Source organism: Streptomyces sp. NPDC048644 (assembly GCF_043199105.1).
GTDB lineage: Bacteria > Actinomycetota > Actinomycetes > Streptomycetales > Streptomycetaceae > Streptomyces.
This window is the reverse complement of the sequence record NZ_JBICVO010000005.1, coordinates 1-12,015: the sequence shown is the minus strand read 5'-3', so window position 1 is coordinate 12,015 and position 12,015 is coordinate 1. Positions and strand designations below refer to the sequence as shown.

At 73.9% G+C, this 12,015-nt stretch carries 11 protein-coding genes; 6 read left to right on the top strand and 5 right to left on the bottom strand.

Features of this window, described 5'->3' with window-relative positions:
- The first annotated feature begins 88 nt into the window (after positions 1-88).
- The gene (locus tag ACGFNI_RS12435) at positions 89-1,477 is read left to right on the top strand and encodes a cystathionine beta-synthase (RefSeq protein ID WP_393683084.1); all 1,389 of its coding nucleotides are present in this window, start codon (positions 89-91) and stop codon (positions 1,475-1,477) included.
- Between the two features lie 285 nt (positions 1,478-1,762).
- Here the strand turns inward: ACGFNI_RS12435 and ACGFNI_RS12430 are convergent, their stop codons facing one another.
- The 4 genes from ACGFNI_RS12430 to ACGFNI_RS12415 all read right to left on the bottom strand — a co-directional run bounded on the left by ACGFNI_RS12430 (position 1,763) and on the right by ACGFNI_RS12415 (position 5,266).
- Positions 1,763-2,182, bottom strand: a complete 420-nt coding sequence (locus ACGFNI_RS12430; protein ID WP_393683083.1) for a hypothetical protein — start codon at positions 2,180-2,182, stop codon at positions 1,763-1,765.
- A gap of 72 nt (positions 2,183-2,254) precedes the next feature.
- A complete protein-coding gene (locus ACGFNI_RS12425; protein WP_393683082.1) occupies positions 2,255-3,682 on the bottom strand; it encodes a purine-cytosine permease family protein in 1,428 nt (475 codons plus the stop codon).
- Between the two features lie 127 nt (positions 3,683-3,809).
- Complete coding sequence (locus ACGFNI_RS12420; protein WP_393683081.1) at positions 3,810-4,355, bottom strand: cysteine dioxygenase; 546 nt, start codon at positions 4,353-4,355, stop codon at positions 3,810-3,812.
- Positions 4,352-5,266 carry an amidohydrolase gene (locus tag ACGFNI_RS12415; RefSeq protein WP_393683079.1) on the bottom strand — a complete coding sequence of 305 codons (915 nt, stop codon included), beginning with the start codon at positions 5,264-5,266 and terminating at the stop codon, positions 4,352-4,354. Before ACGFNI_RS12415 ends, ACGFNI_RS12420 begins: the two co-directional genes overlap by 4 nt.
- Before the next feature lie 248 nt (positions 5,267-5,514).
- On the opposite strand from ACGFNI_RS12415, the gene ACGFNI_RS12410 reads away from it, so the two are divergent.
- From ACGFNI_RS12410 to ACGFNI_RS12395, 4 genes are all read left to right on the top strand, one after another.
- A complete protein-coding gene (locus ACGFNI_RS12410) occupies positions 5,515-6,549 on the top strand; it encodes a LacI family DNA-binding transcriptional regulator (RefSeq protein ID WP_393683077.1) in 1,035 nt (344 codons plus the stop codon).
- A 200-nt stretch (positions 6,550-6,749) separates the two neighbouring features.
- On the top strand, positions 6,750-8,294 hold the full coding sequence (locus ACGFNI_RS12405; protein ID WP_393683075.1) for an aromatic amino acid ammonia-lyase: 1,545 nt from the start codon (positions 6,750-6,752) through the stop codon (positions 8,292-8,294).
- Between the two features lie 119 nt (positions 8,295-8,413).
- Entirely contained in the window at positions 8,414-9,508 is a 1,095-nt protein-coding gene (locus ACGFNI_RS12400; protein WP_393683073.1) for a MurR/RpiR family transcriptional regulator, read from the top strand.
- A 136-nt stretch (positions 9,509-9,644) separates the two neighbouring features.
- Positions 9,645-10,235 carry a hypothetical protein gene (locus ACGFNI_RS12395; RefSeq protein WP_393683071.1) on the top strand — a complete coding sequence of 197 codons (591 nt, stop codon included), beginning with the start codon at positions 9,645-9,647 and terminating at the stop codon, positions 10,233-10,235.
- A gap of 52 nt (positions 10,236-10,287) precedes the next feature.
- Here the strand turns inward: ACGFNI_RS12395 and ACGFNI_RS12390 are convergent, their stop codons facing one another.
- Entirely contained in the window at positions 10,288-11,625 is a 1,338-nt protein-coding gene (locus ACGFNI_RS12390; protein WP_393683069.1) for a diaminopimelate decarboxylase, read from the bottom strand.
- A 255-nt stretch (positions 11,626-11,880) separates the two neighbouring features.
- On the opposite strand from ACGFNI_RS12390, the gene ACGFNI_RS12385 reads away from it, so the two are divergent.
- A partial coding sequence (locus tag ACGFNI_RS12385) for a hypothetical protein (protein ID WP_393683847.1) occupies positions 11,881-12,015 on the top strand: 135 nt, incomplete at its 3' end.

Sequence of the window (12,015 nt, the reverse complement as noted above, 5' to 3'; positions counted from 1 at the left end):
CCGTAGCGCGCCGAACGCAACGCGGGGGACGGGCAATAGGCTGGCAGGACGGGCGCAGGACAGCGTGCCCCCGACCGCGGAGACCACCGTGCAGTTTTACGAATCGATGATTGAGCTAGTCGGCAACACCCCGCTCGTGCGGCTCAACAACGTCACCCGAGGGATCCAGGCAACCGTCCTGGTGAAGGTCGAGTACTTCAACCCGGGCGGATCGGTCAAGGACCGGATCGCGGTGCGGATGATCGAGGCCGCCGAGGAATCGGGCGAGTTGCAGCCGGGCGGCACCATCGTCGAGCCGACGTCGGGCAACACCGGCGTGGGGCTGGCGATCGTGGCCCAGCAGAAGGGTTACAAGTGCATTTTCGTCTGCCCTGACAAGGTCTCGACGGACAAGATCAACGTGCTGCGGGCGTACGGCGCCGAGGTGGTGGTCTGCCCGACCGCGGTGGACCCCGAGCACCCGGACTCGTACTACAACGTCTCGGACCGGCTGGTGCGCGAGACGCCGGGTGCCTGGAAGCCGGACCAGTACAGCAACCCGAACAACCCGCGCTCGCACTACGAGACGACCGGGCCCGAGCTGTGGGAGCAGACCGGGGGCCGGGTCACGCACTTCGTCGCGGGTGTCGGCACCGGCGGCACCATCAGCGGCACCGGCCGCTATTTGAAGGACGCAAGCGAGGGCCGGGTGCAGGTCGTCGGCGCCGACCCGGAGGGCTCCGTCTACAGCGGCGGCTCCGGGCGCCCGTACCTGATCGAGGGGGTCGGCGAGGACTTCTGGCCGACCGCCTACGACCGCACCGTCGCCGACGAGATCGTCGCGGTGTCGGACAAGGACGCCTTCCAGATGACCCGGCGCCTCGCCAAGGAGGAGGGCCTGCTGGTCGGCGGCTCCTGCGGGATGGCGGTCGTGGCCGGCCTGGAGGTCGCCTCCCGGCTCGGTCCCGACGACGTCGTCGTGGTGCTGCTGCCGGACAGCGGTCGCGGCTACCTCTCCAAGATCTTCAACGACGAGTGGATGGCGGACTACGGCTTCCTGGAGGAAAGCGGCGCCGCGGCCCGGGTCGGTGAGGTGCTGGCGCACAAGGAGGGTGCACTGCCCTCGCTCGTGCACATGCACCCCGAGGAGACCGTCGGCGAGGCGATCGAGGTGCTGCGCGAGTACGGCGTCTCGCAGATGCCGATCGTCAAGCCGGGCGCCGGGCACCCGGACGTGATGGCGGCCGAGGTCGTCGGCTCGGTCGTCGAACGCGAACTCCTCGACGCCCTGTTCGCCCAGCGGGCCTCCCTGGCCGACCCGCTGGAGAAGCACATGTGCGCGCCGCTCCCGCAGGTCGGCTCGGGTGAGCCGGTCGCCGACCTGATGGCGGTCCTGGAAGGCGCCGACGCGGCCATCGTCCTCGTCGAGGGCAAGCCGAAGGGCGTGGTGAGCCGGCAGGACCTGCTGGCGTACCTGGCGCGGGAGGCCGGCAAGTAGCGTCCTGCGGGCGCGGACGCGGGCGAGGTGAACGCGGGCCCCGCGCGAGCGGTACGCATGCGTCATGTGCCCGCAGCACGGGCTTAACACGGGTCGGGCAGATTACTGACCACGGCGATACGGAACTCCGGAGCGGCTCCCGGGCCTCCGCCATCGTCAGGACGTCCCGTCCGGCCCTGGCCCGGACACGTCCCCCGCGGGGACCGCCGTCGTCCCGCCCCCGGCTCCGGCCGGGGTGAGGCGGTCCCCGCGCCTTCTTCTTCCCCGGCGCGGGGTCCGGCCGCGCTACGCGGCGCCGTCGTGGCGGGCGCGGCGCAGCAGGGCGGCGAAGCCCTTGGCGTGCACGGCGTTGACGCCGACGATGCCGGCCCAGCACGCCAGCAGTCCGAGCAGACCGGTGTTGACCGCGGCGATTGCGGACAGCGGGACGGCCAGCACCAGGGAGACCGTGGCGAAGCCGAAGCGCGCGGCGAACGTGCCGTCGCCGAAGGGCACGCCGCCGCCGGAGCCGCCGTACGGACGTCCTGAGCGGGCCACCTGGAGCTGCGCCTGCGCGAGACCCCGGCGTACGCGCTGGTCGACGGTCCGCTCCAGCTTCTCCAGGAACGCGTCGGTCAGTTCCGTCTCGTACTCGGGGCCCAGGTCCTTGCGGGCCCTGAGGGTCGCGTCGAGTTCGTCGGCCAGTTCGGGGTCGTGGGTCGCCATGGAGCCGAGATTACGGACGGCGGTGGGCCCGCGCGGTAGGGCCAGCCCCCCTCTTTTCGGTACCGGCGCTGGTCAGCCCGCCGGGGTGGCCCGTGCCTCCGGTGCGGTCGCATCCGGGGTGCCGTCGGCGGGCCCGTCCGGCAGCCGTGCGGTGTCGCGGTGGGTGACGGCCCAGTAGAGGACGCCGGGCACGACCAGGCCGACGAGCCAGGAGATGTCGGCGCCGCCGAGCGGGGCGACCAGCGGTCCGGTGTAGAACGCGGTGGCCAGGAACGGCAGTTGGGCCAGGACGCCGATGAGGTAGGCGGCGAGTGCCTTGACGTTCCAGGAACCGTAGCGGCCGGCCGGGTCGCTGAGCGCCGGGATGTCGTAGCGCTCCTTGGAGATCAGGTAGTAGTCGGCCAGGTTGATCGCCGACCACGGGGTGAAGAAGGTCAGCAGGAAGAGCAGGAAGTCCTTGAAGGAGGTGAGGAAGGAGTCCTTGCCCAGCAGGGCCACGGCGGTGCCGGCCACCATGATCCCGAAGATGTAGGCGGACCGGGCGCGCGGCGACAGGGTGCGCTGCCCGCGGAAGCCGCTGACGCTGGTCACCAGCGACATGAAGCCGCCGTAGGTGTTGAGGATGTTGATGGTGAGCTTGCCGAAGGCGATGACGAAGTAGAGCACCGAGGCGATCAGGCCCGTGCCGCCGAGGCCGACGATGTAGCTCACTTCGTGGCCGACGAACGCCCCGGGTGCCGCCGCTGCGGCCAGCGCGCCGAAGGTCATCGACCACTGGGCGCCGAGCACCGAGCCGGAGAGCGTCCACCAGAACGTGGCACGCGCCGAGGTGTGGCGCGGCAGGTAGCGCGAGTAGTCCGCGACGTACGGGCCGAACGCCAGCTGCCAGGACGCCGCCAGGGAGACGGCGAGCAGGAAGACGGGCAGGCCGAAGCCGCGGTCGTGGAGGAGCGCGCCGATGTCGGCGCGGCCGACGAGACGGATGCCGAGGTAGACGAAGGCCACCGCGCAGACCAGACCGGCGATCCGGCCGAGAGCGTGGATGAGGCGGTAGCCGACCGCCGCGGCGAAGGCGGTGACGGCGGCGAAGATGATGATGCCGGGTGTCGCGCCCAGGTGGGTCAGCTCGCCGACCGCCTGCCCGGCCAGCACGCTGCCGCTGGCGAAGAAGCCGATGTACATCACGATGACCAGCGCGAGCGGGACGACGGCGCCGCGGACGCCGAACTGTGCCCGCGAGGTGATCATCTGCGGCAGGCCGAGCCGGGGGCCCTGTGCGGAGTGCAGCGCCATCACCGCCCCGCCGGCGAGGTTGCCCAGCAGCAGCCCGGCCAGCGCCCAGAAGGCCGTCGCCCCGAAGACGACGGCCAGTGCTCCGGTCACGACGGCGGTGATCTGGAGGTTGGCGCCGAGCCAGAGGGTGAACTGGCTGAAGGCGTTGCCGTGCCGTTCGCCGTCCGGGACGACATCGATCGAGCGTCGTTCCACCACGCCTGCCATGTTGCGCCGCCTCACTGTATGGATCCATGCAGGATCAACGCAGTGTGAATGGAAGGTCAATAGGCGGAGCGTGATTTCTGTCGGCCGGGACGTGGACGGTGCCCCCGTGCCCCCGCGTCCACGCAGGTCAGACGGGCGACGGCGGGGTGTCGACCGGTCGCAGCTCATCCGCGTACGACACCGAGCGCCGGCGCATCAGCCCGTCATCGGTGATGTCGTACTGGCCCAGGCGCCACAGTGGCGGCGAGTAGGCGTGCACCGAGACGGCGTCGTCGGTGGCGCCGGAGAGCCGGTGGATGTGGTCGGGCCCGAAGCAGAACGAGGCGCCCGCGCCGACCGTCGTCGTCAGGTGCTCCCCGCCGATCCGCGGATTGGTCTCGGTCAGTACGCCCTGGACGACGCGGACCGCGCCGGACGAGAGGTCGTGGTCGTGCCATCCGGTGTCGCTGCGCCGGGTCCAGCACAGCAGCCAGATGTCGACGTACTCGTCGCGGTACAGCGAGGCGTAGTGCCGCTCGGTGTCGGAGAACGCGACGTGGGCGCGCCAGAGGCCGGGGCGGGCGGCGAGTGTGTCGACCAGATCCCGCAACTCGCGCGTGCCGAGGGCGCGTTCGGGCAGCGCGGCGAACGGCTCGGGGGTGCGGACGGCCTGGCCGGGGACGGGACGGTTCATGGGCGGGCTCCTTTCGCCGGCCCCAGCAGGCGGGCCGGGTTGACGGTGCGCAGGGCGTGCCGGGCGGCCTCGGCACCGAGACCGGGGTCGGTGGGCGTGGCGTACGGGCGGTCGCTGCCGCTGACGACGACATCGATACCGACGGCCCGCACCAGCGCGTCCACCGCGCGCGTCCCGTACGACGAGGTCTCGTAGAACGCGTCGGTGTCGACCCGGCCGCGGTCCCGGCCGCCGCCGCGTGCGGCCAGCCGCTCGCCGTGCAGCGGGGCGAGGCCGGCCAGCGCGGCGAAGCAGACCCGCAGCCGCGGATGGCGCGGCCTGCCGAAGGCGCGGAACGCGAACCAGGAGGCGTGCAGCTGCTGGACGTACGGGACCAGGGCGGGCCACCAGGGCGGCGCCGCGCCCGTGGCCTGTGCCGCACCGGGGTGGATGAACAGCGGCCGCTCCAGCTCCGCTGCGGCGTCGATGAGCGGGGCGCAGCGCTGCCATCCGGCGGCGTCGAGCAGGGCGGTGGCCGGGAGTTGCAGCCCGGCGCAGCCGCGGGCCAGCAGGCGCCGCACGGGCCCGGGATCCGGCCGGGGGACGGACAGGCAGGGCGAGGCCCAGACGCCGAACGGCGCGGGCAGGGCGAGCGCGCCGTCGTGGAACGCGGCCAGCAGCGGGCCGGCCTCGCCGGGCGGCAGGTACTCGATGCCCAGCGGGCTGGAGAGCGAGACCAGCGCCAGGTCGAGCCCGTCGGCGCGGGCGAGGCGCTGCCTGGCGCCGGTGTCGTGGTCGGCCGGGTCGACGGCGTACGGGGCCTCGCCCGGCAGGTGCAGCGTCCAGCCGTCCAGCCGCGGCGGTGCGCTGCGGGCGCGCAGCAGGGCGGTGAACTCGGCCGGCCAGAAGTGCTGGTGGACGTCGGCGGGCACGCGTCTCCCTCGGTGACGGGCGGTGTCCCGGTGTCGGTCGTGGGCGGCGCGAAGGGGGCGGACCGCCCGTTGGGCCACGGAACTTAACCGCTTCACTGATGCGATTAAGTGAATCGCTTAACGTGAGGTGGTGTCAAGGGTCGGCCGGGCCGGTGCGGGGGCCGGAGCGGGCGCGGCGGACGGCCGGGCCCGCCGCCCGCGGGCCGGTGGCCGACGGGCCGCCCGCCCGCCTTGGGTAGGCTCACGGCATGGCCAGGCCCAACAAGCGCACCACCCTCCGCGAGGTGGCCGAGGCCACCGGACTCTCCACCGCGGCCGTCTCCTACGCGCTGCGCGGCAAGCACGTCTCCAAGGAGACCGAGCAGCGGGTGCGCAAGGCCGCCGCCGACCTCGGTTACGAGGCCGACCCGATCGCCCGCGCCCTCGCGGGCGGCCGGACGAGCATGGTCGGCGTGCTCTCCGGCGACCTCCAGGACCTCTGGCAGCAGCAGCTGATGGCGGCGATAGGCCGCGAGCTGCTGGCCGGTGACCGCTATGCGCTGATCCTCGACGCGGGCGGCGACCCGGCACGCGAACTCGCGCTGGCCAAGCAGCTGCGCGACCAGCGCGTGGACGGCCTCCTGGTGTCGCCGGTCGACCCCTCGGCCGAGGGCTGGGCGGCGATTGCCGACGCGGTGCCCGTCGTCTCCATCGGCGACTCGCTGCGCCGCGCCCGTACGGCGGGCGAGGTGCTCTTCGACAACCGCGCCGGCATCGACACGGTCCTCGACCACCTCAGGGCCCTGGGCCACCGCCGCATCACGGTCCTGACCCCCACCGGGCCCTCCACCCCCGACCGGCCCGCCGACGTCTACGTCCGCGAGGCCGCCGACCGGCTGCACCTCACGGTCGAAGTGCTGCCCTGCGCACAGGAGTTGGGGGAGGCGACCGAGGTCGCCCGGCGGGTGCTGGACGGCACAGGCGGCGGGGGCGCCCGGTACGCCGCGCCCACCGCCGTCTTCTGCTTCTCCGACTCCATCGCCTACGGCGTCTACGCGGCGGCTGCCGAGGCGTCCCTCGCGGTCGGCCGTGACCTCTCCGTCGTCGGCTTCGACGACCACCCCGTCTCGCGGATCCTGACCCCGCCCCTCACCACCCTCGACTGGGGCCTGGCCCAGATCGCCAAGGAGGCCGCGCGGCTCGCCGTCGCGGCCATCGAGGGCCGCCGGGTCCGTCGCAAGCGCATCCTGTGCGCGCCGCGGCTGTCGGAGCGGGGCTCGGCGCTGGGACGTGGCCCTGCCTGAGCCGCCGTGGCTACGGCACGGCCGCGATGGCGGGGATTGATCGCTGTTCCTTGCCGGTCTGCATATGCTCATGCAGAGTCATAGGTGAGTGAATGGGAGTCGGTGGGCCGGTGCGGAACGCCCGGTGCTCCGGCCCGCCGTACGCGACGCGGTGCCGGGATTCCGGCCACCAAGGGCGCGCCAGAAGGGAGTTGAGCGCGATGCCTTCCCCCGCGGCGGACCCCGGCCGGGGTGCAGGTACCGGCCGAACTCGCGGCCGTGCGCCGCAGGACCGCAGGCCCGGCACGCCCCGCATCACCCTCGACGGCCGCGGCCTGCGCCCCGCCGACGTCGCCGCCCTCGCCACCCGCACCGCACGCCCAGGACCCCCCGACCCCGACGCCCTGCACCGCGCCGAGGAGTCCTGGCACACCGCGCGCCGCCTCGCCGCCACCGGCCGGGTCTACGGGCGCAGCACCGGCGTCGGCGCCAACCGCACCGAGGTCGTCCAGTACGCCGACGCCGCACACGGACTCCGGCTGCTGCGCAGCCACGCCGGAGCCATCGGCGACCCGCTGCCCGCCCGCGAGGTCCGCGCCATGCTCGCGGTCCGCGCCAACCAGCTCCTCGCGGGCGGCGCAGGACTCAACCCCGCCGTCGTCACCGCACTCATCGCCGCCCTGGACACCGGCGCCCACCCGGTCGTCAACGAACTCGGCGCGGTCGGCACCGGCGACCTCGCCGCCCTCGCCCAGACCGGCCTGGCGCTGGCGGGCGAGCACCCCTGGCAATGCCCGTCCGGCGCTCACGCCCCCGCGCCCGTCGCCCTCGACAGCAACGACGCACTCGCCCTGATCAGCAGCAACGCCCTCACCCTCGGGCAGTCATCGCTCGCACTCGACGAACTGCGCGGCCTGCTCGCGGCGTCACTCGCGGTCGCCGCGCTCTCCCTCCTCGCGGTCGGCGGCTCGTACGAACCCTTCGCCGAACCCGTCATGCTCGCCGCGCCGCACGCCGGCTCATCGGCCGCCGCCGCCCGCATCCGCACCCTCTCCGGCGTCCCCGCCCGCCCCGCGCCGCCGCTGGGCCGCATCCAGGACCCGTACGGATTCCGCTGCATCCCGCAGGTCCACGGCCCCGCGCTGGACGCCGCCGACACCCTGGAACAGGTGCTGACCGCCGACCTCAACGCCGCCGCGGAGAACCCCCTGATCAGCGTCGACGACCAGGCCGCCTACCACCACGGCAACTTCTACGCCGCCCACGCCGCGCTCGCCCTGGACGGTTTCCGGCTGGCCGTACTCCAGACCGCGCAGCTCTCCGCCGCCCGGCTCGCCGCGCTCTCCGAACCCGGCCTCACCCGGCTGCGGCCGTTCCTCGGCGACGCGGCGCCCGCCAGCTCCGGCGTGATGATCCTGGAGTACGCGGCCGGCGCGGCACTCGGCGAGCTGCGTGCCGTCTCCCAGCCCGCCACCCTCGGGCACGCCGTGCTCTCCCGCGGCGTCGAGGAACAGGCCGGCTTCGCCTCACTCGGCGCTCGCCAGACACTGCGCGCCTGCGTCTCCTTCCGGCACGTCCTGGCCTGCGAACTCGTCGCCTGCGTACGGGCGTTGCGGATGCGCTCGCTGGAACCGGAACCGGGCACCCCGGTCGCCGTCGGCTACGCCCTGGCGGCCGAGGCGCTGGACGCCAGGATGGCGGACCGTCCCCTGACGGACGACGTCGCGGTGGCCGAGCGGCTGCTGGACCGCCTGGCGGAGGTGTAGCGCGGGCGGCGCGGCCTCGCGGGGCCCCGCGACGGGCGGAGAGGGCGGCTGCGGGCCAGGAGGTCCGTACAGTCGGTCGGTACACGAGACGGCCTTGACCGGGCCGGGAGGAAGAGGCGATGAGCGGGGACAACGGCGGCGCGGCGGCCGGGGCGACGGGCGCGGCACGGGCGGCCGGCGAGCCGGACGTGACAGGAGCGGTTCAGGGGACGCCGACGGCGCAGGCCGGGACCGGTGGCACACCCGCCGATCGGGCACGCAGGCGCGCGGACGCGGCGAGGGCCGAGGCGGCGAGGGCCGAGGCGGACGCGGACGCGGCGGAGCGGGCCGCCGGGACGGACCACGGACCCGAAGCGAAGGCACCGGCCTTCCCGGACGCCGCCGCCGGCACCGCCGCCCGCCTGCAAAAACTCTTCGAAGGGCACCGGCTCACCCCCACCCAGCGGCGCATCGCGCACTGCATGGTGCGCAGGGCCGCCGACGCGCCGTTCCTCTCCAGCGTCGAACTCGCCGAACTCGCCGGCGTCAGCCAGCCGTCCGTCACCCGCTTCGCCGTCGCCCTGGGCTTCGACGGCTACCCCGCGCTCCGCCGCCACCTGCGCGAGGTCGCCCCCGCCGAACCGCCGGGCGGCGACGGCACCGCCAACGAATACCAGCAGGCCGTCCAGGCGGAGATCGACAACCTCCGCCACCTCGCCGCCGCACTCGCCGACCCGTCCCCGGTCGTCCGCGCGGGCCGGCTGTTCGCCGCGTCCAGGCCGCTGCCGGTACTCGGCCTGCGCGCGGCCACCGCACAGGCCGCCGGATTCGTGTACTTCGCCCGCAAGGTCCACCCGGACGTCCGCCTCCTGGACGAGGGCGGCACCCTGCTCGCCGACCGCATCGACGCCGCCGTACGGGCCGGCGCGAGCACCCTGCTCTGCTTCGCGCTGCCCCGCCACCCGCGCGAGGTCGTCGAAGCCCTGGAGTACGCGCGCGCCGCGGGCCTGACCGTCGTCACCGTCGCCGACAGCGCCTTCGCACCCGTCGCCCGGCACACCGATCTCCTGCTGCCCGCCCCGGTGGGCACCGGCCTGGCCTTCGACACGGTCTGCGCCCCCATGCTCCTGGGCCGCGTCCTGCTGGAGGCGATGTGCGACGCGCTGCCCGACGCCCAGTCCCGCCTGGAGGAGTTCGACGCGAAGGCGGCGGCCAGGGGGCTGTTCGTGGAGTGAGGCCCGCCTTCGGGCCGTCCTCCGGCCGTCTCAGGAAATCCTCATCCGGGCTGGCTACGATCCGCCGCCGTACAGGTGTGACGTAGCGCCGCGACGCCCGGTGTGACGTCGCGGGCTCGACGTGAGGAGGACCGACGTGGGGCGCGCGTATGCGCTGGCGAGGGTGGCCGTGATCGTACGGGCACCGGCCGGCCTGCTGTGGTGGCCAGGACTGCTGGCGGCGGGCATCGGGGCGCTGCTGCCGGGGCTGACCGGACGGCGCATCGGGCTGCTCGCGGGGGCGGCGCTCGCCCTGATCGCGGCCTGCGCCGTGTTCCTGACGCGGCGCCGCCGCCTGACGGCCCTGGCGGGCGGCGCCTCCCGGGCGGGCAGGTCCGTCATCCTCCAGGACCGCGGGGTCACCGTACGGATCTGGCGCCGGGCCCACCGCTGGTGGCTGCTGCTCGCCTTCCTGGCCGCGGTCGGCTCGTCGTGGGCGCTGCCCGCCGCGGGCGGACTGCTGATGGCGGGCAGCGCCGTCGGACTCTGGGCCAAGTCCCTGTGGCTGGGCCGCTGGGAGCGGGAACACGAGGCGCTGTTGTGGGTCCGCACGGAGGCCGCGGCGCACGGCGGCGCGGCGGGCAAGAAGGTCAGCGGCTACCTGACGACGGGGGTGGCCGCCGGGGACGCGGGGCCGGGGGGTGCCCGTCTCCGGGGCGGTGCGGGAGGCAGGGGCGGGCGAGGGTAGCCGACGGCGCCGACTCACCTCACCTCCCGCTGACCCGCCTCGTCACGTCACCTCACTTCAACGTGCGCATGCCGTCGGCGTGGGCCGCGCCGCTTTCCGCCGCCAGTTCCTGGAGGGTCTGCGGGGTGCGCACGGTCGTGAAGCGGACGGCGCCCGACGGGTCCGCCACATAGCCGTAAACCCCGGGGCGCGGCAGGGAGTTGTAGGCGAAGTGGGTGGAGAAGTAGTAGGCGCCGGTGTCCAGCAGGGCGGCGTGGTCGCCGGATTCCAGCGGCGGGAGCGTGCGGTTCTCGGCGACCAGGTCGCCCGCGAAGCAGCAAGGACCCGCGACGTCCTGGGCGACCGGTTCGCCCGTCTTCGGGAGCCCCCGCGCGTCGTACGCCGCGACCCGGATCGGCCAGGCATCCGGGACGAAGACCGTACGGGTCGCCACCTGGGCGCCGGCATGGGTGACCGCGATGGGCCGGCCGCCCGCCGACTTCGCGTACTCGACGCGGCCCACGATCGTGCCGTGCTTGGCGAGCAGCGACCTGCCGAACTCGGTGACCAGCCCGTACCGCCCGGAGAACAGGCCAGGCACGGCCGTGCTGAGCAGTTCCGCGTACGCCCGGTACGTCGGGGCGGCCACGTCCGACGCGAAGTTCACCGGCAGCCCGCCGCCGATGTCGAGGGTGTCGATCTGCGGTCGCCCGGCCTTCGCGTTGATCTCTTCGGCGAGGTCGAACAGGGACCGCACACCCTCGGCCATCAGCGGCAACGGCATGCCCTGCGAGCCGACGTGGGCGTGCAGCCGGGTCAGCCACGGGCGGTCCAGGTAGGCCCGCACGACCCAGTCGCGGGCCCCCGCGTCCCGTAGCCCCACACCGAACTTGGAGGTCTCGGTCGCGGTGCTCATCGCGCCGATGCTGCCGCCGCCGACCTGCGGATTGACGCGCAGGCCGAGGGGAGCGCCGGTCGGCGCGGAGGCCACCAGACCGTCGATACGGGCCAGCTCCTCGGGGTTGTCGGCGTTCACCGCGATGCCGAGGGCGAGCGCTTCGCGCAGCTCCGCGGGGGTCTTGGCGGGGGAGTCCAGCACCGTGCGGGCGGTCGGCACCCCGGCCGCGCGGGCCAGTGCCAGCTCGCCGGGGCTGGCCACCTCACAGCCAAGGCCCTCGTCGGCGAGCAGCCGGAGCACCGGCACGAGCGAGGCGGCCTTCACCGCGAACGCGTGCAGCACGGGTGTGCCGGGTGCGGTGAACTCCTCGAAGGCGGACCGCAGTTCGGCCGCCGAGCGGCGGATACCCGCCACATCCAGGAGCCCGGCGACGGGCTGGGCGGGGCCGATGAGCCCCTGCGCCACGGCTGCCTGTACGGCACGGTCCCGGTCCGTCGCAACAGGGCCGGTCATGGAACCAGTCTGGAGGCCAGTCATGCCGCTACTCCATCACTGCCACCGGCCGGAGCGCCATGGGGGCCGGGTGAATGTACGGGCGGATGCGTGGCCGGCGCGGCAGGCGCGGTATGTGGTGGCGGGTGGCCGATGTCCGGGTGGCCGGTAGGTGTGCCTCGGGGGCGCCGGGCGCGGCACCCTGTTGACTGGGCATATTCAGCGAAGCCACTATGTGAATAGCTCGATCCATTCGACGTCAGGGAGGCACCAGCCATGTCGGGACCGCGACCCGTGCAAGCACCGCGCGGAACGAAGCTGAACACCTTGGGGTGGCAGCAGGAGGCTGCGTTGCGGATGTTGCAGAACAACTTGGATCCGGAGGTGGCTGAGCATCCGGAGAAGTTGGTG